At 66.7% G+C, this 26301-nt stretch carries 19 protein-coding genes, 2 tRNA genes and 3 pseudogenes; 13 read left to right on the top strand and 11 right to left on the bottom strand.

Annotated elements, in window-relative coordinates; translation table 11 throughout:
• Positions 1-37 precede the first annotated feature (37 nt).
• The 4 genes from gyrB (at position 38) to JZ791_RS00280 (ending at position 5848) form a co-directional block, all read left to right on the top strand.
• Positions 38-2086, top strand: a complete 2049-nt coding sequence (gyrB, locus tag JZ791_RS00265) for a DNA topoisomerase (ATP-hydrolyzing) subunit B (RefSeq protein WP_216892023.1) — start codon at positions 38-40, stop codon at positions 2084-2086.
• Positions 2087-2134: 48 nt separating this feature from the next.
• Positions 2135-4648 carry a DNA gyrase subunit A gene (gene gyrA / locus JZ791_RS00270; protein ID WP_216892024.1) on the top strand — a complete coding sequence of 838 codons (2514 nt, stop codon included), beginning with the start codon at positions 2135-2137 and terminating at the stop codon, positions 4646-4648.
• 53 nt (positions 4649-4701) lie between these two features.
• A complete protein-coding gene (locus JZ791_RS00275) occupies positions 4702-5622 on the top strand; it encodes a DUF3566 domain-containing protein (protein ID WP_216892025.1) in 921 nt (306 codons plus the stop codon).
• Positions 5623-5774: 152 nt separating this feature from the next.
• Positions 5775-5848 (top strand) — tRNA-Ile (locus JZ791_RS00280).
• Positions 5849-5955: 107 nt separating this feature from the next.
• On the opposite strand, the gene JZ791_RS00285 is transcribed toward JZ791_RS00280, so the two are convergent.
• From JZ791_RS00285 to JZ791_RS44620, 4 genes and pseudogenes are all read right to left on the bottom strand, one after another.
• Positions 5956-6234: a tyrosine-type recombinase/integrase gene (locus tag JZ791_RS00285; RefSeq protein ID WP_216892026.1), complete on the bottom strand. Its 279-nt coding sequence runs from the start codon at positions 6232-6234 to the stop codon at positions 5956-5958.
• A 1151-nt stretch (positions 6235-7385) separates the two neighbouring features.
• Positions 7386-7596 (bottom strand): annotated as a pseudogene (gene rpsR / locus JZ791_RS00290) (30S ribosomal protein S18); the annotation flags it as partial.
• A 727-nt stretch (positions 7597-8323) separates the two neighbouring features.
• Positions 8324-9247 (bottom strand): MSCRAMM family protein, encoded by a 924-nt coding sequence (locus tag JZ791_RS46340; protein ID WP_438804473.1) that lies wholly within the window; start codon positions 9245-9247, stop codon positions 8324-8326.
• Positions 9227-10651, bottom strand: a pseudogene (locus JZ791_RS44620) (MFS transporter); the annotation flags it as partial. The pseudogene JZ791_RS44620 and the gene JZ791_RS46340, both read right to left, overlap by 21 nt.
• 178 nt (positions 10652-10829) lie before the next feature.
• Between JZ791_RS44620 and JZ791_RS47130 the strand changes: the two are divergent.
• Positions 10830-11036: pseudogene (locus JZ791_RS47130) on the top strand (MarR family transcriptional regulator); the annotation flags it as partial.
• A 207-nt stretch (positions 11037-11243) separates the two neighbouring features.
• On the opposite strand, the gene JZ791_RS00300 reads toward JZ791_RS47130, so the two are convergent.
• From JZ791_RS00300 to JZ791_RS00310, 3 genes are all read right to left on the bottom strand, one after another.
• Complete coding sequence (locus tag JZ791_RS00300) at positions 11244-11840, bottom strand: DedA family protein (protein WP_216892028.1); 597 nt, start codon at positions 11838-11840, stop codon at positions 11244-11246.
• Between the two features lie 65 nt (positions 11841-11905).
• On the bottom strand, positions 11906-12013 hold the full coding sequence (locus tag JZ791_RS00305; RefSeq protein WP_216892029.1) for a DLW-39 family protein: 108 nt from the start codon (positions 12011-12013) through the stop codon (positions 11906-11908).
• Between the two features lie 143 nt (positions 12014-12156).
• Entirely contained in the window at positions 12157-13044 is an 888-nt protein-coding gene (locus tag JZ791_RS00310; RefSeq protein ID WP_216892030.1) for a helix-turn-helix transcriptional regulator, read from the bottom strand.
• A 155-nt stretch (positions 13045-13199) separates the two neighbouring features.
• On the opposite strand from JZ791_RS00310, the gene JZ791_RS00315 reads away from it, so the two are divergent.
• Complete coding sequence (locus JZ791_RS00315; RefSeq protein WP_216892031.1) at positions 13200-14243, top strand: LacI family DNA-binding transcriptional regulator; 1044 nt, start codon at positions 13200-13202, stop codon at positions 14241-14243.
• A gap of 28 nt (positions 14244-14271) precedes the next feature.
• Here JZ791_RS00315 and JZ791_RS00320 read toward each other — a convergent pair whose 3' ends face one another.
• The 3 genes from JZ791_RS00320 to JZ791_RS00330 form a co-directional block, all read right to left on the bottom strand.
• Positions 14272-14940, bottom strand: a complete 669-nt coding sequence (locus tag JZ791_RS00320) for an MspA family porin (RefSeq protein ID WP_216892032.1) — start codon at positions 14938-14940, stop codon at positions 14272-14274.
• Between the two features lie 59 nt (positions 14941-14999).
• Positions 15000-15791, bottom strand: coding sequence for an MspA family porin (locus tag JZ791_RS00325; protein WP_438804474.1), 792 nt, complete (start codon positions 15789-15791; stop codon positions 15000-15002).
• A 449-nt stretch (positions 15792-16240) separates the two neighbouring features.
• A complete protein-coding gene (locus tag JZ791_RS00330) occupies positions 16241-17119 on the bottom strand; it encodes an ABC transporter substrate-binding protein (RefSeq protein ID WP_216892033.1) in 879 nt (292 codons plus the stop codon).
• Positions 17120-17529: 410 nt separating this feature from the next.
• On the opposite strand from JZ791_RS00330, the gene JZ791_RS00335 reads away from it, so the two are divergent.
• The 5 genes from JZ791_RS00335 (at position 17530) to JZ791_RS00355 (ending at position 22813) form a co-directional block, all read left to right on the top strand.
• A complete protein-coding gene (locus tag JZ791_RS00335; protein ID WP_216892034.1) occupies positions 17530-18306 on the top strand; it encodes an NAD(P)H-dependent oxidoreductase in 777 nt (258 codons plus the stop codon).
• 163 nt (positions 18307-18469) lie between these two features.
• The gene (hutU, locus tag JZ791_RS00340) at positions 18470-20119 is read left to right on the top strand and encodes a urocanate hydratase (protein ID WP_216892035.1); all 1650 of its coding nucleotides are present in this window, start codon (positions 18470-18472) and stop codon (positions 20117-20119) included.
• A 92-nt stretch (positions 20120-20211) separates the two neighbouring features.
• The gene (locus JZ791_RS00345; RefSeq protein ID WP_216892036.1) at positions 20212-21507 is read left to right on the top strand and encodes a formimidoylglutamate deiminase; all 1296 of its coding nucleotides are present in this window, start codon (positions 20212-20214) and stop codon (positions 21505-21507) included.
• On the top strand, positions 21504-22676 hold the full coding sequence (gene hutI, locus JZ791_RS00350) for an imidazolonepropionase (RefSeq protein ID WP_216892179.1): 1173 nt from the start codon (positions 21504-21506) through the stop codon (positions 22674-22676). Before JZ791_RS00345 ends, hutI begins: the two co-directional genes overlap by 4 nt.
• Before the next feature lie 64 nt (positions 22677-22740).
• Positions 22741-22813, top strand: a tRNA-Ala gene (locus JZ791_RS00355).
• Between the two features lie 20 nt (positions 22814-22833).
• Here JZ791_RS00355 and JZ791_RS00360 read toward each other — a convergent pair.
• Entirely contained in the window at positions 22834-23802 is a 969-nt protein-coding gene (locus JZ791_RS00360; protein WP_216892037.1) for a helix-turn-helix transcriptional regulator, read from the bottom strand.
• A gap of 125 nt (positions 23803-23927) precedes the next feature.
• On the opposite strand from JZ791_RS00360, the gene JZ791_RS00365 reads away from it, so the two are divergent.
• Both JZ791_RS00365 and JZ791_RS00370 read left to right on the top strand, forming a co-directional pair.
• Entirely contained in the window at positions 23928-24839 is a 912-nt protein-coding gene (locus JZ791_RS00365) for an MBL fold metallo-hydrolase (RefSeq protein ID WP_216892038.1), read from the top strand.
• A gap of 13 nt (positions 24840-24852) precedes the next feature.
• Positions 24853-26274 (top strand): carboxylesterase/lipase family protein, encoded by a 1422-nt coding sequence (locus tag JZ791_RS00370; protein ID WP_216892039.1) that lies wholly within the window; start codon positions 24853-24855, stop codon positions 26272-26274.
• The last annotated feature ends 27 nt before the right edge of the window (positions 26275-26301 follow it).

Here is a 26301-nt window from a genome sequence, read left to right on the forward strand (position 1 = left end):
CGCCGAGGGATCAGCAAGTAAGGAGAGCTACCGAGCAGTGGCTGCCAACGACTCCAATGTAAGCGGCTCGACCAACCCCAAGTCAGGCAAGCAGACCTACGGTGCCGACTCCATCACCGTGCTCGAGGGGCTCGAGGCGGTGCGCAAGCGCCCCGGCATGTACATCGGCTCCACCGGTGAGCGTGGTTTGCATCACCTGATCTGGGAAGTCGTCGACAACTCCGTCGACGAGGCGATGGCCGGGTACGCCACGCGCGTCGATGTCACCATGCTCGCCGACGGCGGGGTCGAGGTCGTCGACGACGGCCGCGGTATCCCGGTCGCGATGCACGCACAGGGCGTGCCCACCATCGAGGTGGTCATGACCCAACTGCACGCCGGCGGCAAGTTCGACGGCGAGTCCTATGCCGTCTCCGGCGGTCTGCACGGCGTCGGCATCTCGGTGGTGAACGCGCTGTCCTCCCGCCTCGAGGCGGAGATCGACACCGATGGGTATCACTGGGCGCAGGAGTACAAGGACTCCAAGCCCGGCAAGCTGATTCAGGGGGACCCGACCAAGCGCACCGGCACGACCATCCGGTTCTGGCCGGATTCGGAGATCTTCGAGTCCACCGTCTTCAGCTTCGAGACGGTGGCCCGACGTCTGCAGGAGATGGCGTTCCTGAACAAGGGACTCACCATCACGCTGACCGATCAGCGCATCAGCGACAGCGAGGTCACCGACGAGGTGGTCAGCGAGACCGCCGAAGCGCCCAAGCACTCCGAGGAGAACGCCCCGGTCGCGGCGCCGAAGGTGAAGACCCGCACCTATCACTACCCGGGCGGCCTCGAGGACTTCGTGCGGCACATCAACCGCACCAAGCAGCCGATCCACAACTCGATCGTCGCCTTCACCGGCAAGGGCACCGGCCACGAGGTCGAGATCGCCATGCAGTGGAACTCCGGCTACTCCGAGTCGGTCCACACCTTCGCCAACACGATCAACACCCACGAGGGTGGTACGCACGAGGAGGGCTTCCGCGCGGCCCTGACCACCGTGGTGAACAAGTACGCGAAGGACAAGAAGCTCCTCAAGGACAAGGACGGCAACCTCACCGGCGACGACATCCGCGAGGGCCTGGCCGCCATCGTGAGCGTGAAGATCGCCGATCCGCAGTTCGAGGGCCAGACCAAGACCAAGCTCGGCAACACCGAGGTCAAGTCGTTCGTCCAGCGCACCTGCAACGAGCACATCTCGCACTGGTTCGAGGCCAATCCGGCCGACGCGAGGACCATCGTGCAGAAGGCGGTCTCCTCGGCGCAGGCCCGCGTCGCGGCGCGCAAGGCGCGTGAGTTGGTGCGCCGCAAGAGCGCGACCGATCTGGGCGGTCTCCCCGGCAAGCTGGCCGACTGCCGCTCCAAGGATCCGACCAAGTCCGAGATCTACATCGTCGAGGGCGACTCCGCCGGCGGCTCGGCCAAATCCGGCCGCGACTCGATGTTCCAGGCGATCCTGCCGCTGCGCGGAAAGATCATCAACGTCGAGAAGGCCCGCATCGACCGCGTGCTGAAGAACAACGAGGTGCAGTCGATCATCACTGCCTTCGGCACCGGCATCCACGACGAGTTCGACATCGCCAAGCTGCGCTATCACAAGATCGTGCTGATGGCCGACGCCGACGTGGACGGCCAGCACATCTCGACGCTGCTGCTGACGCTGCTGTTCCGTTTCATGCGCCCGCTGGTCGAGCACGGTCACGTCTACCTGGCCCAGCCGCCGCTGTACAAGCTCAAGTGGCAGCGCTCGGAGCCCGAGTTCGCCTACTCCGACCGGGAGCGCGACGGCCTGCTCGAGGCCGGTCTGGCCGCGGGCAAGAAGATCAACAAAGAGGACGGCGTCCAGCGCTACAAAGGTCTGGGCGAGATGAACGCCAAGGAGCTGTGGGAGACCACGATGGACCCGTCGGTGCGCGTGCTTCGCCTGGTCACCCTGGATGACGCCGCCGCCGCCGACGAGCTGTTCTCCATCCTGATGGGTGAGGACGTCGAGGCGCGTCGCAGCTTCATCACCCGCAATGCCAAGGACGTTCGCTTCCTCGACGTGTAGTCCGGTGTGAATTCCATTACTGCACACCAGGCCTCATAAGGAGACTCGATGACTGAAACAACGCTGCCGCCCAGCGGTGGTGGTGACCGGATCGAACCGGTCGACATCCAGAACGAGATGCAGAGCAGCTACATCGATTACGCGATGAGCGTGATCGTGGGGCGCGCGCTGCCCGAGGTGCGCGACGGCCTCAAGCCGGTGCACCGCCGCGTGCTCTACGCGATGTACGACAACAACTACCGTCCCGACCGCGGCTATGTGAAGTCCGCGCGCCCGGTCGCCGAGACGATGGGTAATTACCACCCGCACGGCGACACCTCGATCTACGACACGCTGGTCCGCATGGCCCAGCCCTGGTCGCTGCGCTATCCCCTCGTCGACGGCCAGGGCAACTTCGGTTCGCGCGGCAACGACGGCGCGGCCGCGATGCGATACACCGAATGCCGGCTCACCCCGCTCGCGATGGAGATGCTGCGCGAGATCGACCATGAGACGGTCGATTTCACGCCGAACTACGACGGTCGCTCCCAGGAGCCGACGGTTCTGCCCAGCCGGGTGCCCGCCTTGTTGATGAATGGCAGCAACGGCATCGCGGTCGGCATGGCGACCAACATTCCGCCGCACAATCTGAACGAGCTCGCCGAGGCGATCTACTGGGCGCTGGAGAACCACGAGGCCGACGAGGAGGCCACCCTCGCCGCGTGCATGGAGCGGGTCAAGGGCCCGGACTTCCCGACCCACGGCTTGATCGTCGGCACGAACGGCATCCACGACGCGTACACCACCGGTCGCGGGTCGATCCGCATGCGCGGTGTGGTCGAGATCGAGGAGGATAGTCGCGGCCGTACCACGATCGTCATCACCGAGCTGCCGTACCAGGTCAACACCGACAACTTCATCAACTCGATCGCCGAGCAGGTGAAGGACGGCAAGATCGCGGGTATCTCCGATATCCACGACGAGTCCTCCGACCGCGCGGGTATGCGGATCGTGGTGACGGTCAAGCGTGACGCCGTCGCGAAGGTGGTGCTGAACAACCTCTACAAGCACACTCAGCTGCAGACCAGTTTCGGCGCGAACATGCTGTCCATCGTCGACGGCGTGCCGCGCACGTTGCGGCTGGACCAGATGATCCGGTTCTACGTCCAGCACCAGTTGGAAGTCATCATCCGGCGCACCCGCTACCTGCTGCGCAAGGCCGAGGAACGCGCCCATATCCTGCGCGGCCTGGTCAAGGCGCTGGATGCGCTCGACGAGGTCATCGCGCTGATCCGGCGTTCGGCCAATACCGACACCGCGCGCACCGGCCTGATGGAACTGCTCGATATCGACGAGATCCAGGCCACCGCGATCCTCGATATGCAGCTGCGCCGCCTGTCGGCCCTGGAGCGCCAGAAGATCGTCGACGAATTGGCCAAGATCGAGCTCGAGATCGCCGATCTGAAGGACATTCTGGCCAAGCCGGAGCGCCAGCGCGCGATCGTGCGCGACGAGCTGAAGGAAATCGTCGATAAGTACGGCGACGACCGCCGTACCAGGATCATCTCCGCCGACGGCGATGTCGCCGACGAGGATCTGATCGCCCGCGAGGACGTGGTCGTCACGATCACCGAGACCGGCTACGCCAAGCGCACCAAGACCGATCTGTACCGCAGCCAGAAGCGTGGCGGCAAGGGTGTGCAGGGCGCCGGGCTCAAGCAGGACGACCTGGTCAAGCACTTCTTCATCACCTCGACGCACGACTGGCTGCTGTTCTTCACCAACCTCGGCCGGGTCTACCGGACCAAGGCGTACGAGCTGCCCGAGGCGGCCCGTACCGCGCGCGGTCAGCATGTGGCGAATCTGCTGGCCTTCCAGCCGGACGAGAAGATCGCCGAGGTCATGCAGATCAAGACCTACGAGGACGCGCCGTATCTGGTGCTGGCCACCCGCAACGGTCTCGTGAAGAAATCCAAGCTGACCGATTTCGACTCCAACCGCACCGGTGGCATCGTCGCGGTGAATCTGCGCGACAGTGACGAATTGGTCGGTGTCGCATTGTGTTCGGCCGACGACGATCTGCTGCTGGTCTCCGCGCACGGGCAGTCGATCCGTTTCCCGGCCAATGACGAGGTGTTGCGTCCTATGGGACGCGCCACGTCCGGCGTCCAGGGTATGAGGTTCAATACAGACGATGAACTCCTGTCGCTCAACGTCGTCCGTGACGATACGTATCTGCTGGTGGCCACGTCGGGCGGCTATTCGAAGCGCACCGCGATCGAGGAGTACACCGCGCAGGGACGCGGTGGTAAAGGTGTATTGACTATCCAATACGACCAGCGTCGTGGCAGTCTGGTAGGCGCCCTCATCGTCGATGACGAGGATGAGCTCTACGCCATCACCTCCGGAGGTGGTGTCATCCGCACGGCGGCTAAACAGGTTCGCAAGGCGGGCCGTCAGACCAAGGGCGTGCGATTGATGAATCTCGGCCAGGGCGATACGTTGCTTGCGATCGCGCGTAACGCCGACGAGCGTGACGACCTTCCCGACGAAGACGACACCAGTGATTCCGAGAAGCAGTAGTTTCTACTCGAGCAGCAGCAGCGGCGGCACAACGGATCTAAGGAATCCCCACATTGACCACACCGAACCAGCCGAACGATGAGCGGCCCCACGCCAATGGTGTGACCGAGCGGATAGCACCCTCTCCGATTCCGCCGCGCCCGATTCCGCGGCCGGCGTCCGACGAGGGTGACTCGTCCGAAAAAGGCAGTCAGTCGGCCGATTACGCGGAAAAAGTCGGATCGACCGATTCCGCGGCGGCCGAGGGAAATTCTCGATTCGAGGAGGGGTGGTCACAGCTGCCGCAGCGTGAACCGCAGTCGAACCTGAACCGTCCCGGACAGGCGCCGGTGGCGGGGCGTCCGTCCGGGATGTCCGGTCTCGGCAGCTCGTCCAACGCCCGGACCACCACGGACTTGGCGGCCAAGGCCGCGCGCAAGGAAGCCGCGATGGTGAAGTCCGTCGGCATCGACGGACCCACCCGCAGCATCGCCCGTCCGGAGCTGGTCAAGGACATGCCCGACCTGTCGGACCTGCGCCACCCGCTGCCCCCGCCCGTCATGTCCACCGGTCCGCAACCGGCCGTCTCACCCACCGTCCCAGCCGCGGTGGTGCAGGCGGCGGCCACCGGTGACCCGCTGCGGGCGACCGTGCAGCTGCGCCATATCGACCCGTGGTCCACGCTGAAGATCTCGCTGGTGATCAGCATCGCCATGTTCTTCGTGTGGATGCTGGCGGTCGGGTTCCTGTACATCGTGCTGTCCGGCATGGGCGTCTGGGACAGGCTGAACAGCACGTTCACCGACATGGTGTCCGACAACAACTCCGGCTCGTCCGCACTGATCGACGCCGGAACGGTCTTCGGCTACGCCGCGGTGATCGGCCTGATCAACGTGGTCCTGCTCACGGCCCTGTCTACGGTAGGCGTCTTCATCTACAACCAGTGCACAGACCTGGTCGGCGGCATCCAAGTAACCCTCGCCGACCCGGACTAGATTTCCCTTCCGCCCAACGGCCGGACCCACCCCTGACAGGATGGGCCCGGCCGTTGTCCATCTCCACCGCTTCTACCAGCCGTTTTGGCCGATCCCGACCTAGTCGGGTAATCTTTGCTCTCGGCTCAGGACGCAAGTCCGAGAGTCGACACGGGCCTATAGCTCAGGCGGTTAGAGCGCTTCGCTGATAACGAAGAGGTCGGAGGTTCAAGTCCTCCTAGGCCCACATCGCATGAAAAATGCTCCTGACCAGGGAAACCCGGTCGGGAGCTTTTCTCGTTTCGCGGGCTGTACCCGGGCGGTTTCAGGGGCGGAGGCAGCAAAAAAGCAGCATCAGTCTTCCGGGGTGTCCGGCTGTTCGCCGAGCGATTTGCGGATCGCCTCGTGATCATCGGTGCGCCGGACGTACAACTGCATCGTCGTGGTGATGTTCTCGTGCCCCATGATCTTCGCGAGCCGATGCGGCGGAATACCGTCGTCGGCAAGCCAGGTGCCGAAGGAGTGCCGCAGATCATGGAACCGCAGACCGCCGTACTCGGAGCGGGACACGTGCTGCACGGCCTGCTCGTACTTGCTGAACACCTCGGAGAGCACGTCGCCGTCCTCGTTCATCAAGGCGCGCTCCGCGCCGTCGCCCGCGCGGCTCCGCGCAGCGACGCGCAACGCGCGCTGATGGAACGTCGCACGCGGCGCGTCGGCACGTCGGCACCGCGCGGGCGACGACACAGAACGCGGACTGATCCTGTCTGACCACTTTCGATAACGAAGGCCAGTGCTGGGCACGAGGAGAGCCGTACCCGGCTGACCTCCCGCAGTCGATCCCGAATCGGTCGGCACCCGGCCCGGTCAACCGGCTGTGGTTCCGACCCAGGAACTCATCGGAGTCGAAGTCGTGCGCGTCAGGTCATCAGCAGAAGTGCCGACCACGGCCACTTCTGCCAGCAGTGCACCGACGCGCACGACTTCGACTCCGATGAGTTCCAGGCCCTGCTGGACCGGATGGCCTGACCCAGCCCGGGGGGCTTCGGCCCCCTTATCCGGGGCACCCAGCAACGACGCTGGGTAGCGAGTCGCCAACGACGCCGACTCAAGCCCCGCGGGACAGCCCGCTACCGGGAACGGCATCCTTTCCCCGGACCCGGTAGCGAGGCACCCCCTTATTGCCGAGCAGTAAACCGCGGGCCGCCCAGAACGCTGAGCACCGCCAGAAACACGGTCAAGGCAGAGGGCCACCCCATTAGCAGCCCAGCCGTGGTCGCCAGGCTCACGGCCAGGGACAAAGCCAGCAACGGATGAACCACCGGACCCTTGGGTTCGGGCGGGGACGGCTCAGGGGTGTCGGACTTCGGCACTATCGTCATGGGTGCCTAGTCCTCCTTTCTTCGCAGGAGCGGACAGGTGTTCGGCGGCCCCGTCTCTTCCCAGGCGGGGTCGCCCTATCTCCAGGACCCGAACGGGTTCCGGCACATCGCACTCTATGCGGCACACCCGACAGCAAACCGTGGTCAGGTGTACGCAACTGTTCGCAATTCGCAGGATCAGCCATCGCCAAAGGGGCTGCGCACGAGAAGAATTCGTCGTCTTCCCTGGACAAGCTGTGTATGAATCTGGGGATAACAAGGAGACTCCCTGGGATAACCCCAGGTCCGCGAGATTCGGGGACATCCACAAAGTTCGTCCTGCCCTTGACGAACTTTTTGGCTGCGTACTTGTAGTCGAACTGCGACCCGTTGAACGCATCTGCGCGATCGCCTCGTAGCTCGCGCCACTTCGTGTGAGTTCTTCACCGCAATGGCGATATCGCGCAGGTGGCACGCAGTTGCCGGTGACGCGGCGCGCGCGGATCTTGCCGCGGTCGCTCGCGTACTTACGCAGCAGCGTCGTGTCCTTGTAGTCGATGGCCGCGAACTTCTTGCCATCCTTGGCGGCAGCCTTGCTTTCCTTGCAGAAGGCGCAGGCCTTCTTCTTCAGCACCTTCTCGCGTGCCGGTGACCGTGACTCCGGTGAAAGCCGTTCTAGAACGGCGGTTCGTCATCCACCAACATGATCTGGTTACGCAGACCCCACCCTCCTCATTGCCTGATTGTCTCGCTCCGGCCGAACGAGTCAAGGACCACCTGCCGGTGTCCGCTGCGCGGTGCCTACGGCATCCTTGACTCGCCCGACCTTCGCTGAGGGCGGCAAGTATGAGGATGATGGGGGAAGAGCAGTCAGGAGCGAGATTGATCCCCGCGTGTGCAGGGCGGATCATCAGTGGACCCGCGGCCACGATATGCCTTCGGTCGATCCCCGCGTGTGCAGGGCGGATACTCTGCGCACGATATCAGCTCAGCACCGAGCGCTGGATCAACATGGACATGACGCCGCGTCTGATGACCTCCGAGGAGGCAGCAGAAAAGCAGCGACAGCCTTGGTACGGTCGCTCACTGGCTAGCACGGATCATCATGAATGCGCAGCTCAACGACACTATGCGACCTCGGGCAGCACACCGAAGCAACGCTGATAACGAAGAGGTCGGAGGTTCAAGTCCTCCTAGGCCCACATAGGTAAAAAAGCTCCCGAGCAGATTGTGTGATCGGGGGCTTTTGGCATTTCGGGGGCATTTCTGCAGTGGTGTTTCACGTAGCCGGAGAGAGAAAAACCTCGGCGCCCGAAGTACTTTCGGGCGCCGAGGTTTGGATGGGCTGTGGTCGGTGCTGGTTATCCTCGGTTCGAGGGTTGCGCGTCCAGGGGGATCGGCGGGGTGGCCGGTGCGTCGTGGCCCAGGTGTGCGTCGACGCCGTCCACAGTGGTGCCGTGGACGTTCACCTGCATGACGACCGGTGCGTAGCCGCTGACGACCACGGTGTAGTCGCCGTCGGACAGGTTGGTGAAGGTGTAGGCGCCGTCGGGGCCGGTCGTCATGGCGTCCACCACGTGTCCGGCCGGATCCATCAGGGTTACCTGGGCGTCGTCCAGCGGGCCGTCGTCCCTGTGGGTCCGGACCACGCCGCTGAGGCGGGCGCCGGGGCGCAGCAGGATCGTGATCTCGGTGATGCCGGTTCCGCTCACCGGGGTCGGAACGGCGGTGGGGTGAAAGCCGGTGGCGCTCACCGCGATCGTGAACTCGCCTTCGGGCAGATCCACCAGGCTGAAGCGGCCGAGGATATCGGTCTCCGTCGAGCCGACGACCTCGCCGCGCGGGTCCAGGGCCGCCACCCGCGCGTCCGGTACCGGGTCGTCGCCGGGGGTGCGCATGACGGTCCCGGCCAGTGCGCCCATTCCGGTCAGGGTCACATCGCAGGACACCGGCTGTGATCCGAGGGTGACCGTCGAGGCATCGGGGCGCCGGCCCTCCGCCGAGCCGATCAGCACGTATGAACCGTCGGCCGGTGCGGTCAGCTCGTAGGTCCCGTCGGCCCCGGCGACGGACCGGCCCAACTGCTGGCCCGAGGTGGAGATCAGGGTCAGTGTCGCGCCGGGGACGACCGCGCCGCCCGCGTCGAGCACGCGGCCGAATACCACGGGACCGGCGATGGCCGGCGCGGGTACCGCCGCGTGCCGGGTCGAGGACACCGCCGCGAACGCCCGCTGCGCCGCCTGCTGTTCGACGACGACCGGGGCCGGTTCGGCGGCACGGCCCACGACGGAAGCGACCACCCGGCGCGTCGGGATGGCGATCGAGATGAGCGCGGCGACAACTGAGACGCCGCAGCCGATCAGCAGGCCGGTCCGGAACCCGTTGTGTGTCGGAATGCTGTGTCCGGCAAAGGAAACGCTCATCTGCGCCAGCACGACACCGATGACGGCCGAGGCTGTCGACGTGCCGATCGAGCGCATCAGGGTGTTGAAGCTGTTGGCCGCCGCCGTCTCCGTCTGCGGAACGCCGCCCATGATCAGCGCGGGCATCGCGCCATAGGCGAATCCGGTGCCGGTACTGACGATGATGGTCACCAGCATCAGCGTCCACGCATGCCCCATCAGCACCATCGACAGGCCGTAACCGACGGCCATGATCACCGCGCCGATCGCGAGGGTGACCTTGGGCCCGCGCAACGCCGAGAGCTTGGCGCTGATCGGCGAGACCAGCATCATCATCAGGCCACCGGGGGCCATGTACAGGCCCATCGCGATCATCGACTGGCCCAGTCCGTAGCCGGTGATCTTGGGCAGCTCCATCAGCTGCGGAAGGATCAGCGACGAGGAGTACATCGCGATGCCCACCGCGATCGACGCGACATTCGTCATCAGCACCTGCGGGCGAGCGGTGGTTCGCAGGTCCACCAGTGGCGCCTTGGTGCGCAGTTCCCACCAGCCCCACAGCAGCAACACCACGAGCGTGGCCACGAACAGGCCGATGATGCCGCCGCTGCCCCAGCCCCAGTCACCACCCTTGGATACCGCGAGCAACAGGCACACCAGCCCGGCCCCCAGCCCCACCGCGCCCGGCACATCGAAACGCCCGGTGGCCCTGGACGACGGCGTATCGGGCAGGACCGCGACGAGCAGCGCGCCCACCACACCGCCGGCGACCGCGACACCCCAGAACAGCACCCGCCAGTTGCTGTACTGCACCACTGCCGCCGCCAGCGGAAGCCCCAGTGCGCCACCGATTCCCAGCGACGAGCTGATCAGCGCGATGCCCGAACCCAGGCGCTCGGGAGGTAGCAGATCCCGCAGTGCGGCGATGCCGACCGGGATGATACCCACGGCCATGCCCTGCAGCCCGCGCCCGATGATCATCGGCCACAGTGACGAGGACAGTGCGCACACCGCCGACCCTACGATCAGCGGCACGGCCGAGCCGATCAGCACCGTGCGCTTGCCGTACATGTCACCCAGCCGCCCGGACACCGGAGTGACCACCGCGCCCACGAGCAGGCTGGCCGTCACCACCCATGTGGCGTTCGCCGAGGAGGTGTGCAATATCTGCGGAAGCTGCCCCAGCAGCGGGATCACCAGTGTCTGCGTCAGCGACGCGACGATACCGGCGAACGCCAGTACCGCTAGAACGCCGCCCGAGCGGGCGGCCGGTTTCGATTCGACCACGTCATTCCCCAATCACCCAATATCATCTATATGTAGTATGCATATCGTATGTCTAGTGCACAATACTTGCTACGTGCACATAGTGTGGCGTCCGTCTCGCGGCACATCGCCGGCACCGGACGGAGGCGGAAGTGAGGATGATATGGATGCGCCCGTGGACCTGGTCGAATTCGAGGCCATGCTGCTTACCAGGTACACCCTCAACCCGCGCTACCGCAGCGGGAACGGCCTGATCGAACGCAGTGCCTATCTGTTGCTCAGCCGACTCGCGTCGGTCGGGCCGCAGACCATCCGGGAGCTCGGCGACGCCTTGCGCCTGGATGCCTCGACGCTGAACCGCCAGACCGGGTCGCTACTGCGCAACCGGCTCGTCGAACGCATCGCCGACCCGGACGGCGGCATCGCACGCAAGTTCCGGCTCACCGAGTTCGGGAACGAGCGCCTGCACGCCGCGCGGACGGCCAACGTCGAGGGCATGACGCGGGTGATGGAGGGCTGGCCGGCCGAGGATGTGGCCGCCTTCGCGGCCTATCTGCGACGCTTCAATTTCGACATCGAACGACTGGACGGGCGTCCGTGGCCGCGCCCGGGACTATGCGTTCCGACGCCTGCGGCGCACGACGAGGAACGCGGCGATCGCCGCAAGGACGACGCAGGCCGCGATGACATAACCGGGGCCACGTATCGCGTTCTCGACGCTGGGCCAGTCGGCGCCAACCGCGTAGCCGGCGATCGCCAGCGCCGCGGTCCACGGCAGGCAGCCCGCGAGGGTGTACAGGCCGAACCGGCCGGCGGGCATTTCGGCAATTCCAGCGGGTAGGGAGATGAAGGTACGGATCCCGGGCAGCAGACGCGCCCAGAACACCGACGAGGCCCCGCGGCGTACGAACCAGTCCTGGGCTCGGTCGAGTTCCTCGCGACGGATGAAGAGGTAGCGGCCCCAGCGGTGCAGGATCGGGAGCCCACCGTAGCGGCCCACCAGCCAGGCCAGATAACTGCCGGCGACATTGCCCAGCGTTCCGGCGGCTATCACGGTGATCAGATTCGGATGCGGCCCGCTCACCGCGCCCGCCGCGAGTGCGCCACCGAGCAGCATGGTGACCTCGGACGGGATCGGAATGCACGCCGACTCCGCCAGCATGAGCACGAAGACCGAGGCCACCCCGTAGGTGAGAATCAGATGTTGCACACGGCCACGGTCGCAGGTCGGCGCTGAGAGCACGCTGAGATGCTCTCGGCGCCGCGTACGACGAATCAGCGAGTGGTTACCTCGTGCCACAGGTCCGCACTCGGACGCTGCCGGAACTTGTTGATGGCGAAGATGACACCGACCACGACACCCAGGGTAAGCAGAATTTTCATGACGCCCACCCTACTGTGATCTCCGAGCGCCGCCCACAACGGTTCGAAGTTACTCTCCTGCAAGCACTCCCACGCCGCGGACCGACCCGGGCGCGGCAGGGCCCGCGCATCGCCGGACAGTCGGCACGGTCCACCCGGCTCGGCTACATTCCGGCCGGACGGCTGCGATCCGGTCCGCTCGTGCTCGGTTCCGAGACGCCCAGATCCCGATCGTCGGTCGCGCCGATGCTGGCCAGCAGCCGCAGGCTGTCGTGTGTCTTACCGCCGGGTGTGGCAGACAGGATCACCAGCTCGGTTCCCGTGTTGTCGGCCACCATGAAATTCTCCTGATGCAGCTCGAGGTCGCCGACCAGGGGATGGGTGAAGGGTTTGCGGCCGTGCGTGCGGCTGTGCACGACGGCGCGGGCCCAGAGATGACGGAACCGGTCGCTGTGCATGGCCAGCTCGCCGATCAGGGCGGTGAGCTGTGGGTCGTCCGGATACTTCCCGGCCGCGAGGCGCAGCTGACCCACGGTGTCGCAGGTGCAGCCCTCCCAGTCGCCGTACAGCGCGCGGCTGGCCTCGTCCAGGAAGATATGCCGGGCGGTATTCATTCCCCGCATGGGCCTGCGGTCGTACAGCAGTTCGGCCATCCGGTTGCCCGCCAGGACGTCGAGCCGGTAGTCGACGATGAATGCCGGACTGTCCGGCATGAGATCCAGCACGCGCAGCAGTTCGGGGCGCTGCCGGACGGCCGTATGCTCGGCCTCCCCGGCGGACGGGCGCCTGCGCCGCGCGAGCCGGTGCAGATGGTCGCGCTCCACGGCGTCCAGGCACAGCACGGTGGCCAGCGCATCGAGGATCTGCGCGGACGGCTGCCGGGCCCGGCCCTGCTCCAGCCGCACGTAATAGTCGACGCTGACGCCCGACAAATGCGCGATCTCCTCGCGGCGCAGCCCGGTGACGCGGCGGCGGGCGTCGGGTCTGATACCCACTGCCGCCGGGTCGACGCGGGCGCGCCGGGTGCGCAGGAAGTCGGCGAGATCGTCCATCTCTCCAGTATTGCCAGGGTTACGCCCATGCGGGGTGGTCCTGTCGATACCAGGAACGGCAAGCCGACCGTCGTGGTCGAGGGCGGCATGGACTCGAGTGCGCGGTATCATACATCTCGAGCCAAGGGCAGGACGTATGAGCATTCGAAAACGTCATGGCTAGGCAAGGCACGCCGGCCACGATCTACGATGTCGCCAACGCGGCCGGCGTGGCGACTTCGACTGTGTCACGGGCCTTTTCACGTCCCGGGCGGGTGAGTGCGGAAACCGCCGCCCGGGTGCACGCAGCCGCCGAGGCACTGGGGTATCGGGCCGAGGCCGGGCCCCGGTCGAGTTCCACCGCTTCGTCGGGGGGCGTCGGCGCCATCGCCGTGGTCGTATCCAACATCACGAATCCCTATTACTTCCACCTGGTGCAGAGCGTGCAGACCGCCGCGCAGACCGCGGGGGCCACCGCGGCGCTGTTCGCGACCCAGGGGGCCGGGCGGACCGAACGTGAACTGCTGGATCGGCTGCTGCCGGCATTCGACGGCGTGGTCGTGTCGGGGTCGCGGCTGTCCGACCGTGCGCTATACGCCGTCGCGGAGAAGATTCCGCTGGTGGTGATCAACCGTGTGGTGCCGGGCCTGTGCTGTGTGGTGCCGGATATGACGATAGCGGTGCGTACCACCCTGACGCATCTGCGCGATCTGGGGCATCAGATGATCACCTATCTGAGCGGTCCGTCGGCGGTATGGGCGGACGGCAACCGGTGGCGCACCATCCTGGATACCGGTACCGAACTCGGTCTGCGGGTCAACCGGGTCGGTCCGTGCCCGCCGACGATGGCCGGCGGCGCGGGCGCGGCAGGCAAGATCCTGCAGTATCCGCCGACCGCGGTGATCACCTTCAACGATGTGCTCGCCATCGGCCTGATCCGCGGCCTGGGTGCCGCGGGTGTGCGGGTGCCGCGCGATATCAGCGTGGTGGGGTCCGGCGACATCTTCGGCGCGGATTTCCACGAACCACCACTGACCACGATGGCGATGCCGCAGCGCGCCATCGGCGCGGCGGCCTTTCTCGAGCTGAGCAAGATGATTCGGGGCGTGCATTCGGAGCGGAATCAGGCGACCGGGCTGGACGGGCGGCTGATCATCCGGGAGTCGACCGGACCGCGCAATCCGCATCCGCTGGTCGTCGGAGCCCCGGCCGTGCCGTGACACGACCGGGGCTGGGACCGGGCGACGCTCAGCCGAGGCTGAACGGTGGGCCCCACGCGACGATCTGCCCAACCGCCGTGTCCGTCTGGGCGCGGATCTTCACGAAGGCCCGCGCTTGCGCGTACCCGGCGCAGCCGGTCAGCGCGATGGTGGTGTCCTTCCAGCTCACACCGACATCGTTGGTGTTCCGGTAGGAGTTGGACGGGAAGTTGTGGTCGGCGCCGAAGGGGTCCGCTCCTTCGATGTCGAGGATGTTGAAGTTCTGCTCCTGGCCGGGGCCCAGGCTCAGTGTCGCCGTGCTTCCGCTGGTGGCGCTCATCGCGCCCGTCGCTGTGGTCTGCGTGCCGCTGCCCGTCGTGGCGTCGCTCACGGCATTGATGTCGACCTGGCAGCCGACGATATAGCCGGGCCAGATCCAGCCGTTGAGGATCTTGCCGTTGGTTGCGTGCATCACCGCGTTCGCGCTGACCCAGGTGTTGCGATGCACCGGGGTATCGCCCATCGACGGGTTGATGTCGACGCTCTGGTTCGTCAGGCTCACGGTGATGACGGTGCCGTCCGGGAGTTTCTGTGTCACCACGGTGTTGGGCTGGGGAATGAAGGTGTCCGCGTCGGCGGCGCCGGTGGACAGCAGCCCGATCGCGGTGATGGCGGCAGCGGTCAGACAAGCCGCCTGGAAATGTTTACGAATAATCATCATGTCGGTCCTGAAGGGAATCGTTTCGGCCGGAAGGGGTTAGAGCGAAGTGGATCGCTTTATCCGATGCTGAACGGTTGCCCGTAGAGCGTGGTCCGGGAGTAGAAATTGCCGAGAACTTCGACGTTCGTGTACGCGCGCGCCTGTGCGTAGCCGCCGCACCCTTGCACGTCGATCTTGGCGTCCCGGTAGGTGATGGAATAGGTGCCGGGATGCAGAATGTCCTTGTACGACACCTGCACGAATGCCACCTGCCCCGGACCGAGTTGCAGACTGACCGAACCGCTGGCCCCGACACTGGTGGTGGACACGCTGACGCCGCCGCCCGCGGAGATCGCCGAGGTGCCGATGGCGACCTGGCAGCCCACGATATAGCCGGTGTTCAGCTGCGACGCTCCGTGCGTGTTGGAATTGTTGGTGCCCGGATTATTCGCGGGTGGGGTGTTGAACGGGCCGACTCGCGAGTACGTCGGCGCCTTGTCGACCTTCGCGATGACAGTCCCCGACACCATGGCGTCGCGACCTACGCCGTTGTCCGACATGGACGGGAAGATGTTCGCGGACTCGCCGTAACGATCGATTTTCACGCCATCGCCGACCTGTTCGCCGTTGGGTAGCGGCACGAAGGTATCGGCGTTCGCGGCGCCGGTGGACAGCAGTCCGAATGCCGTGAACGCGCTCGCGCCGACCACGGCGGCGCGAACACCGAAATACAGTGCCCGCGAGTGCGGGCGGACAGCGCCTCTACCGGCGCGGGGTTGATCATTTTTCATGTGAAACCTAAAGCTGGAAAATCGGCGATCCCGTAGAAGAATCGACTCGCCGTCGTCAGTTCGTCGTTGAACTTCCATATTCACCCTCACCATTGTTGGGAACCCGGATAGGTACGGCTCCGTGTCCCAGATCACAAGTTATGTACAGAGTATTGGCTACAGATTCGCCTCCCGCAATGTGTTGCCCCGAGTTGCCTTCAATCGGTTCATGTATCGGAAACGGGAAAGATACATGTCGTACAGGCGGATGGACTATTGGCTGTTAGAAGGCATGAAAGATCGTCCGGTTGCACCGCTCAGGGGTGCCCGGATCAGGTTGACGCCGGATTTACTGGTCGATCGCCCATTTATGAACTAGTGGGCAACTGGCGAAGCACGGGAAATCCAGGGAGATATATGTGATTTTATCGACGCATGAAATAGTTGTGCGCGATGAAGCGAATTACCCATGGCTCATCGGCTCAGGGCAGGTCGATATAACGCAGGCCGATACGATCTCGGGCCGCGATTTGTGTTTACGGCTGCGGTTACCGAAGTTTCAGATACTGCTTCGCGTCGGCGAAGATCTCGTCCGTGGTGGGTTCGGCGCTGATCAGATGCTGCTGTGCGGCGTAGCGGACACCCAACTCCAGTGCGGCCAGCAGTCGATCGTCGAGGCCGTGGCCGACCTTGCGCGGTCCGTCGACGGTGTGCGCGTCGATTTCCGCGGCGAACGCGTCGTACAGGCCCTGTACCGCGGCCGGATCCTCCCGCAGCACATCGGTGCGCACGGTCAGCAGGTGGTTGATCGGGACGGCCGCATGCCGGCGATACCAGTCCTGTTGTGCGGCTTGCGGATCCGGCAGCAGCGTGGTCACCGCGATGTCCGCGGGCAGGGCCCTGCGCCCGACGAGCAGGGCGGCGATGTCACCGCCTCGCAGCAGGTCGCTCAGGGATTCGGTGGTGCGCTCCACGTTGTCCGGTTCGGTGTACTCGGCCACATGCGGGCCCTCGGTGGTCACCCAGGTGACCTTGTCCGCGTCGAGCCCGTGATCCTCGGCGAGGACGCCCCGCACCCACAGGCCGGTCGTCTGTGTATACGACCGCACGCCGACTCGCCGGCCGGTCAGATCCGCCGGGCTCAGCGCCGGACCGTCGGCCGGGCGGAAGATCGAGCCGTGGTGGAAGTTGCCGTGCAGTACCAACGGCAGCGCGCTGATCCGCTTGCCTGCCTCGCGCGCCTGGAGATACGTGGCCAATGCCAGCTCACTGAAGTCATAGCGCAGTTCACGCACCATCGGGGCGAACGCCCGGTGGATGGGCTCGACATCCACGAATTCGATCCGGCAATCGGCCGGTACGCGCCGTCCGGCCTTCACCTCCGTCGTATGCGGATAGTCACGGATCGCCGCGGTGTAGGACTTCATTATCCCCAGCCTTCCAGTGCGTTCACGGCCTCACGCCCGGGCGTGACCCGCTGTTCGTACGCCACGACGACATCGTGTCGGCTCGAGTTCCGAGGCGGCGTCAGTCGGTCGTGGTCGAGGCGGGCGCGGTGCGTCGTGGTCGCGACGGGCCGATGGTTTGGGTGACCGCCCACCTGATGAAGATTGTCTTACAACTTTCACAGGTAATGCTAGGTCACATCACACTTGTCGGCAAGTATCTCCGACGTCGCCTGTATATCGTTTGACAATCTGAGTTGGTCAACGGGCAGGATGACCGGCCGAGGGGTGGTCCCGCCGATACCAGGAAGCCCGGACCGACGGTACGAACGCCCCTGAATATCGCGCGTCGCGGTCGTCAGGATCGAGTCATCCGATCCGAAGGAGTAGCCATGAAGGTGTTCATCGTCCACGCCCACCCCGAACCCGCCTCGTTGAACGGTTCACTGACCGAGATAGCGGTGTCCACGCTGACCGAGGCCGGGCACGAGGTACGGGTCAGCGATCTGTACGCGATGGGCTGGAAGTCGGTCGTGGACGCGGACGATTTCGGCTCCGCGGCAACGCATCCCCTGAAGATCGAACGAAATTCCGCGCGGGCCTTGGAATCCGGTCAGCTCGCCGCCGAAATCCTGGCCGAACAGGAGAAATTGCGATGGGCCGACGCGGTCATCCTGCAATTCCCACTGTGGTGGTTCTCCATGCCCGCGATCCTCAAGGGCTGGGTGGATCGCGTGTTCAGCTACGGTTTCGGCTACGGCGTGGGCGAGCACAGCGACGTCAAATACGGTGAGCGCTACGGAGAAGGAACCCTGACGGGGAAGCGAGCCCTGGTCTCGGTGACCCTCGGCGGGAAGTATTCGCACTACACCGACCGTGGCGTCAACGGTCCCATCGACGCCCTGCTGTTCCCCATCCAGCACGGCATCCTCTACTACCCGGGCATGACCATCCTGCCGCCGCACGTCCTGTATGCGGCGAACCGCCTGACCCCCGAGGACTTTTCGATCGCCGCCAAGGCATGGCGCGAGCGCCTGCTCACCCTGGCGGACACCGACCCGATCCCGTATCGCTCCCAGAACGGCGGCGACTACGAGATCCCGTCCCTGCGTCTGCGCGCGGGTCTGGGATCAGCGGGCCAGAGCGGATTCGATCTGCACACGGCCTGAGTCGAGGCGCCGACCGCCCCTCGGCGAGCAGCGGACCATCTGTCTGAGATACCAGACTGAAACGGTGATCCGGGACTCGTTTCGGGGCAGCCGAGCGGTTCCAATGGGTTCATGACGCGATTCGGACTCATCCCGACGCCACCCCGTGGAGAGGTATCCGACCATGTCCCGAACCGTTCGACCGGCGACCGGCACCGTCTTGTCGGCCCGCACCTGGCAGACCGAGGCGGCCGTGCGCATGCTGCACAACAACCTGCATCCCGACGTGGCCGAGCGCCCGGAGGACCTGGTCGTCTACGGCGGCACCGGGAAGGCGGCCCGGGACTGGGCCAGCTTCGATGCGATCACCCGCACCCTGAACGATCTCGAGGCCGACGAGACCCTGCTGGTCCAGTCCGGTAAGCCGGTCGGTGTGCTGCGCACACACGAATGGGCGCCGCGCGTGCTGATCGCCAACTCGAATCTCGTGGGGGACTGGGCGAATTGGCCGGAGTTCCGGCGGCTGGAGGCGGCGGGGCTGACGATGTACGGCCAGATGACCGCGGGGTCCTGGATCTACATCGGCACCCAGGGCATCCTGCAGGGTACCTACGAGACCTTCGGGGCCGTCGCGGCCAAACGCTTCGACGGGACACTGGCCGGAACCCTTACCGTCACAGCAGGTTTGGGCGGTATGGGTGGCGCACAGCCGCTCGCGGTCACCATGAACGACGGCGTCGCGCTGTGCATCGACTGCGATCCGCACCGGGCCCGGCGCCGCGTGCGGACCCGCTATCTGGACGAGGTCGCCACCGATCTGGACGACGCCGTCGCTCGCGTGCTGGCCGCCAAGTCCGAGCGCCGCCCGCTGTCGGTCGGCCTGGTCGGCAACGCCGCGGAGGTGCTGCCCGAGTTACTGCGCCGCGAGGTGCCGGTCGACATCGTCACCGATCAGACCTCGGCGCATGATCCGCTGTCCTACCTGCCGATCGGCGTCGAGCTCGAGCGGTGGCACGAGTACGCCGCCGCCGAGCCCGAGGAGTTCACCCGGCGCGCCCGGGAGTCCATGCGCGCGCACGTCGAGGCGATGGTGGGCTTCCTGGACCGCGGCGCCGAGGTCTTCGACTACGGCAACTCCCTCCGCGGCGAGGCCGAACTGGCCGGTTACGAGCGCGCGTTCGACTTTCCGGGCTTCGTCCCCGCGTATATCCGCCCGCTGTTCTGCGAGGGCAGGGGGCCGTTCCGCTGGGCCGCGCTCTCGGGTGATCCGGCCGATATCGCCGCCACCGACCGCGCCATCCTGGAGCTGTTCCCAGGGAACGAGGGACTGGCCCGCTGGATCACGATGGCGGGGGAGAAGGTCGAATTCCAGGGGCTGCCCGCGCGTATCTGCTGGCTCGGCTACGGCGAGCGGCACCGGGCGGGCCTGCGGTTCAACGAGATGGTCGCCAGTGGCGAGCTGTCCGCGCCCATCGTGATCGGGCGCGACCACCTGGACTGCGGTTCGGTGGCCTCCCCGTACCGCGAGACCGAGGCCATGGCCGACGGCTCGGACGCCATCGCCGATTGGCCGCTGCTCAATGCCTTGGTCAACACCGCCTCCGGTGCGACCTGGGTGTCCATCCACCACGGCGGCGGCGTCGGTATCGGCCGGTCCATCCACGCCGGTCAGGTATGCGTGGCCGACGGCACCGAACTGGCCGCGCAGAAGATCGAGCGGGTGCTCACCAACGATCCGGGCATGGGCGTGCTGCGACACGTCGATGCCGGCTATCCGGCGGCGGACGAGGTGGCGCGTGAGCACGGCGTGCGCATCCCGATGTGGGATGAGTAGTCCATGACCAGCACCGCTCGCGGTGGGCAGCAGCGCACGGTCGATTCCAGCCACAAGCGCGCCGGGGATATACGAATTGGAAAGGGCCCAGTATGAGTACCTACTGGGCTCGCCGGGCCTGGCTGCCCGACGGCGTCGCGGAGCATGTACGCATCGAGATCTCCCACGCGGTCATCACCGCGGTGTCCCGCGATGAGAAGCCGAGTGGCACAGCACTTTCCGGAACGATCGTGCCCGGCTTCGCGAATACCCACTCGCATGCCTTCCATCGTGCGCTGCGCGGGCGTACACACGACGACCGGGGAAGTTTCTGGACCTGGCGTGAGCGGATGTACGCGGTCGCGGGGCGGTTACAGCCCGACTCGTACTACCGTCTGGCGCGCGCGGTCTACGCGGAGATGGTGCTGGCCGGGTACACCAGCGTCGCCGAATTCCACTATCTGCATCATCCGGCCCGTGGCCGGCGGTACGCCGATCCGAACGAGTTCTCCTGCGCGCTGGTCGCGGCGGCCGCCGACGCTGGTATCCGCCTGACACTGCTCGATACCTGCTATGTGGCAGGTGGTTTCGGTAAACCGACCGAGGGCGTGCAGGGCCGGTTCGACGATGGTGACGCCGAGGCATGGGCGCAGCGGTTCGAATCCTTCCGTCCCGCAGGTGAACTGGCGAGAGTGGGTGTCGCGGTGCATTCGGTGCGCGCGGTGCCGGCCGAGCAACTGCCCGTCGTGGTGCGGACGGCGTCGGGTAGGCCACTGCACGTGCATCTTTCGGAGCAGCTCGAGGAGAACGAGGAATGCCTCGCGTACTACGGCCGCACCCCGACCGAGCTGCTGCACGAGGCCGATGCGCTCACCCCCGACACCGTCGCCGTCCATGCCACCCATCTGACCGGCACGGATATCGCGGCATTGACCGGAAGCTGGGCGTCGTTCTGCCCGAGCACCGAGGCCGACCTGGGCGACGGCATCGGCCCGGCCCGGGGTCTGGCCGACGCCGGGGTGCGGCTGTGCCTGGGCAGCGACGGACAGTCGGTCGTCGATCCCTGGTTCGAGGCGCGGGCGCTGGAACTGCACGAGCGCCTGGCCAGCGGGCAGCGCGGGCGGTTCGACGCCGCCGAGATCATGGCCGCGGCCGCCGCGCACGGTGCGTCGGGCTGGCCCGGTCTCGGCTCGATCGCGGTCGGGCAGGGCGCCGACCTGGTGCATGTGAATCCGGATTCGGTGCGCACGGCCGGGGCCGACGGCCCCGGCATCCTGTTCGCCGCCACCGCCGCCGACGTCACCGATGTGATGGTGGCCGGGCGGTGGCGGGTGCGCGACGGCGTCCACACCGGCGTTCCCGAGGTCGCTCGGGAGCTGAACACCGAGATCGGAGCGCTATGGCAATGACCGCGGCCGCCACACTGATCACCGGGATCGGTGAATTGACCACGAACACCGACGAATTCGATGTGCAGCGCGATGCCGCGGTGGTGATCGCGGGCGATAGGGTGCGCTGGATCGGCCCCGCCGCCGACGCGCCGGATGCCGATCGCCGCGTCGACGTCGAGGGCCGTGCCGTCCTGCCCGGCTGGGTCGACAGCCACACCCATCTGGTGTTCGCCGGAGACCGCACCGCCGAATTCTCCGCGCGCATGGCCGGTCGCGCGTATTCGGCGGGCGGTATCCGCACCACCGTCGAGGCCACCCGTGCGGCCACCGACGACACACTGGCGGTGAATCTGCGCCGGTTGCGCACCGAGGCGCTGCGCCAGGGCACCACATATCTGGAGACCAAGACCGGGTACGGCCTGACCGTCGAAGACGAGAAGCGCTGTGCCGCAATCGCCGCCGCGGTCGCCGACGAGGTCACCTTTCTCGGTGCGCACGTGGTCCCAGCCGAACTGGCCGCCGACGAGTACGTGGACCTGGTATGCGGGCCGATGCTGGACGCGGTCGCCGACAGCGTCGGCTGGATCGACGTGTTCTGCGAAACGGGCGCCTTCGACGCCGACCAGTCCGCCCGGGTGCTCGCCGCCGGGCGTGCCCGTGGCCTGGGCCTGCGCGTACACGGCAACCAACTCGCCGCGGGCCCCGGCGTGCGATTGGCCGTCGACCACGGCGCGGCCAGCGTCGACCACTGCACTCACCTGTCCGACGACGACATCGAGGCGCTGGCGGCCTCGCGGACCGTCGCGACCCTCCTCCCGGCCTGCGACCTGTCCACCCGGCAGCCCCCGGCCCCCGCGCGCCGCCTCCTGTCCGCCGGCGCCCGAATCGCCCTGGCCACCAACGCGAATCCCGGCAGCTCCTACACCACCTCGATGGCCTATTGCATAGCCACCGCAGTCCTGCGGATGAACCTCTCGGTGGACGAGGCGATCCGCGCCGCGACCCTCGGCGGCGCCCTGGCCCTGGGCCACGACCCGTCCGCCGACGGCGCGGTCGGCGTCCTGCGCCCCGGCTCCCGAGCCGACCTGCACATCCTGGACGCCCCCTCCACCACCCACCTGGCCTACCGCCCCGGCGTCCCCCTGACCTGGGCCGTCTGGCGCCGAGGTGAACAGGTCTCGTTTTGACCCGGCCCCAGCTCGAGGGGTACCGTCTTCACGGTCGTTCGCATCGGCGGCGACAACAGTGCCCGGGGCCTTAGCTCAATTGGCAGAGCACTGCCTTTGCAAGGCAGGGGTTAGGGGTTCGATTCCCCTAGGCTCCACAGAATGGCGCAGCCGCAGGTCAACGGCTTGCGGCTGCGCCGTGTTCAGCGCGCGGCGCTCGATATGAGGCGAATCCGTCGGCGCTGTCATCGATTTCGATCACCGGCCGGTGCGAGAACACGGGGGCGGCGCTGTGGTTGCTGTCCGAAATGGACTGCGCGAGTAGCTCGAGCGTGTTCTGCGAGTTCGAGTCCTGTGTCGTGGTGACGACGACCACGGACTGCTTCGGCGAACGGGCAGGCACGAGAATTTGCTGAGTGACCGTGAGCGCGCCGACCAGTGGATGACGTAGCTCGTACGCGTCTGCTTCGCACGGCTTGACCCGATGATCACCCCATAGCGCCACGAATTCCGGGCTGCGCATGGAAAGCTCCCCGACCAGCGACGCCAACAGGGCGTCTTCGGGGTACCGTCCCGCGACCAGCCGCAGGTTGCCCACGACGGCGCGCGCTTTACGTTGCCAGTCGGCGTAGAGGTCGCGAGTGTGCGGGTCGAGGATCAGCATCCGAGCCAGGTTCGGCCGGTCCCCGGGCCGGTCCGGCGCGGTGCGATCGATGTGCCCGGCCAGCAGCGCATGCCCCAGTTCGTTCCAGGCCAGCACATCGGTCCGCTGGCCCAGGACGAGCGCGGGCGCCGTCCCGAACGCGCGCATCAGGTCACGGGTCATGGGGCTCAGCCGTTCCGGCGGCGGCGGGCGCCGGGGACGCGGGCGCTGGGTGGCGAGCTCGTGGAGGTGTTCGCGCTCGTGCTCATCGAGCCGCAGGGCTCCGGCGAGGGCGTCGAGGATAGCGCCGGAGGCGTTGACCGACTGCCCTTGTTCCAGGCGCGTGTAGTAGGAAACGCTGACCCCCGCCAGCTGCGCGAGCTCCTCCCGGCGCAGCCCCGCAACGCGCCGTCGTTCATGCAGTGCGGGTAGGTCTACGTCCTCGGGACGCAGGCGGGCGCGCCGTGCGCGAAGGAACTCACCCAGCTGGCCAGGAACACCCATACCCCCAGTATGCGTGGCCTCCGGCCGACCAGCCTGCCCCTGCCGGAGGTAGGCAAACGCGGGACTGGTCGCGCCCGGCCGGCGACTGCAAGCTGGTCGGCACCAGCGAGAATCACGGAGCGGACATGGATGAAATTGTGCTGGGTGATGTCACGATCACCCGGATCACCGAATACTTCGGTTCGGTGGAGATGTCACCGGACGTCTTCTTTCCCGACAGCCCCGCCGAAGCGTGGCACGAGCACGAGCACTGGCTCGCGCCCGACTTCCTCGACCCGGCGAGCAACGTCTGCGTCTCGGCCATCCAGACGTGGCTGCTGCGCAGTGCGGGTGCGACCATCCTGGTCGACACCGGTGTCGGTAACCACAAGGAACGTCCGTACTCACCGGTGTGGAGCCATCTGAACACCGGCTTCCTGGACGAGCTCGGGCGCGCGGGGGTCCGGCCGCAGGACGTCGACCTGGTGATCAACACACACCTGCATGTGGACCACGTCGGCTGGAACACCCGTCTCGACGACCGTACATGGGTGCCGACGTTCCCCAATGCCACCTACCTGATGCCACGGCTCGACTTCGACTTCTGGAACCCCGCGAACGGTCATCAGCCGAACCTGGGCCGCGGCAATCAGAACGTGTTCGAGGACAGCGTCGCGCCGGTGCACGAGGCCGGTCGCACGTTGCTGTGGGAGGACAGCTACCGGATCGACGCGAACCTGACGCTGGACCTGGCGCCGGGGCACACCCCCGGTTCGTCCGTGCTCACCCTCGAATCGGGTACGGACCGCGCGCTGTTCGTCGGCGATCTGCTGCACACCGCCCTGCAGTTCGTCGAACCCGACACCAACAGCTGTTTCTGTGAGGATCCCGTGCTCGCCAGGGCCACTCGCAGGCGTCTGCTCACCCGGGCGGCCGAGGAGAACGCGCTGGTCCTGCCCGCACACCTCGGCGGGCACGGCGGCGCCGAGGTCGTCCGAGAGGGCGACCGGTTCGCCATCAAGCAGTGGGCGCCTTTCGCCCGCCTGCGGGCCGAATAACAGGAGAGAACGAGTGTCCAACCCGATCGTCACCACCTCCGGGGGCGCCGTCCGCGGCGGTATCGCCGGCGCCGCGCACGTCTTCCTCGACATCCCCTACGCCGCCCCGCCGACGGGCGCGGCCAGATTCACCGCGCCCTCGCCGCACGAACCATGGCGGGACGTGCGGGACGCGATGCGGCCCGGCCCCACTGCGCCGCAGCCGCGCCGCGACGGTTTCGGAGCCCTGGACATGTCGGCCTACTTCGGGCCCGGCTGGATACCGGGCCAGGACTACCTGACGGTCAGCGTGTGGGCCCCGCCAGGGGCCGAGAACAGCCCGGTGATGGTCTTCGTGCACGGCGGCGGATTCATGACCGGCTCCACCCGCGCGCCGCTCTACGACGGAACGGCCTTCGCCCGGGACGGTGTGGTGCTGGTGACCGTCAACTACCGGCTGGGCATCGCCGGGTTCCTCGACCTGCCCGGCGCGCCCCCCAACCGCGGGCTGCTCGACATCGTGGCCGCGCTGCGCTGGGTGCGGAACAACATCGAGGCCTTCGGCGGCGATCCGGGCAAAGTCACGCTGTTCGGCCAGTCCGCGGGGGCGACGATCGCGGGCGGGGTGCTTGTCACCCCCGGCGCCGCGGGCCTGTTCCAGCGCGTCATCATGCAGAGCGGTAGCGGACTCGGCGCGTTTTCCCCGGAGCAGGCCGCACGCGTCACGCACGCGGCGGCCGATGCGCTCGGCATCGAGGCGACCGTCGCCGAGTTCGCCGAGGTGCCGGACGAGCATCTGGTCGACGTCCTCCCGAAACTGGGCGGTCTGGACCTGCGGACAGGCAATCGGTTCGATCCGCTGCTCGGGTTGAGCGCGTTCAGTCTGGTGCTCGAGCGGCAGCCGGCCGATGCCGTGGCCGCCGGCGCGGGCGCCGACGTCGCGCTGATCGTCGGCACGAACACCGACGAAGGCAATCTGTACCTCGCGCCGCAGGGCGACCTGACGACCTCGACCATCCGAGATGTGCACGACACCGCGGCCCGAGTGCACACCGATCCGGCGGAGTTGGTGGCGCGATATCGTGCGCGGCATCCACACGTGACGGCGGGTGAGTTGCGCTCGGAGATCATGGGTGACGCCCTGTTCGGCGCCGGGTCCCGCCGCCTCGCCGAGGCGCATGCGACACACGGGACGGCCGCGACCTATACGTACGAGTTCGCATGGCGATCGGCTGCGGTAGACGGCCGGCTCGGCGCGGCGCACACCATGGAACTGCCGTTCGTATTCGACCGCCTGGACCTTCCCGAACTGCTCGGCCCCCGCGGCCTGCTCGGCCCGGCAGCACCGCCGGCCGCGCTCGCCACGCACATGCACGCGGCCTGGGTCGGCTTCGCGCGGACCGGCGCACCCGGCTGGGCATCGTCGCGGACCCACCGTTTCACCGGGCGGGAGTGATTACCGGACCGCCACTGAATACGGTCG

Source organism: Nocardia alni (assembly GCF_019038435.1).
GTDB lineage: Bacteria > Actinomycetota > Actinomycetes > Mycobacteriales > Mycobacteriaceae > Nocardia > Nocardia alni.

Bases quoted from the DNA above. Each gene is read 5' to 3' on its own strand.
- gyrA (WP_216892024.1), top strand. From the start codon at position 2,135: ATGACTGAAACAACGCTGCCGCCCAGCGGTGGTGGTGACCGGATCGAA.
- JZ791_RS00285 (WP_216892026.1), bottom strand. From the start codon at position 6,234: ATGAACGAGGACGGCGACGTGCTCTCCGAGGTGTTCAGCAAGTACGAG.
- JZ791_RS00305 (WP_216892029.1), bottom strand. From the start codon at position 12,013: ATGAAAATTCTGCTTACCCTGGGTGTCGTGGTCGGTGTCATCTTCGCC.
- JZ791_RS00310 (WP_216892030.1), bottom strand. From the start codon at position 13,044: ATGGACGATCTCGCCGACTTCCTGCGCACCCGGCGCGCCCGCGTCGAC.
- JZ791_RS00315 (WP_216892031.1), top strand. From the start codon at position 13,200: ATGGCTAGGCAAGGCACGCCGGCCACGATCTACGATGTCGCCAACGCG.
- JZ791_RS00320 (WP_216892032.1), bottom strand. From the start codon at position 14,940: ATGATTATTCGTAAACATTTCCAGGCGGCTTGTCTGACCGCTGCCGCC.
- JZ791_RS00325 (WP_438804474.1), bottom strand. From the start codon at position 15,791: ATGGAAGTTCAACGACGAACTGACGACGGCGAGTCGATTCTTCTACGG.
- JZ791_RS00330 (WP_216892033.1), bottom strand. From the start codon at position 17,119: ATGAAGTCCTACACCGCGGCGATCCGTGACTATCCGCATACGACGGAG.
- JZ791_RS00335 (WP_216892034.1), top strand. From the start codon at position 17,530: ATGAAGGTGTTCATCGTCCACGCCCACCCCGAACCCGCCTCGTTGAAC.
- hutU (WP_216892035.1), top strand. From the start codon at position 18,470: ATGTCCCGAACCGTTCGACCGGCGACCGGCACCGTCTTGTCGGCCCGC.
- JZ791_RS00345 (WP_216892036.1), top strand. From the start codon at position 20,212: ATGAGTACCTACTGGGCTCGCCGGGCCTGGCTGCCCGACGGCGTCGCG.
- hutI (WP_216892179.1), top strand. From the start codon at position 21,504: ATGACCGCGGCCGCCACACTGATCACCGGGATCGGTGAATTGACCACG.
- JZ791_RS00360 (WP_216892037.1), bottom strand. From the start codon at position 23,802: ATGGGTGTTCCTGGCCAGCTGGGTGAGTTCCTTCGCGCACGGCGCGCC.
- JZ791_RS00365 (WP_216892038.1), top strand. From the start codon at position 23,928: ATGGATGAAATTGTGCTGGGTGATGTCACGATCACCCGGATCACCGAA.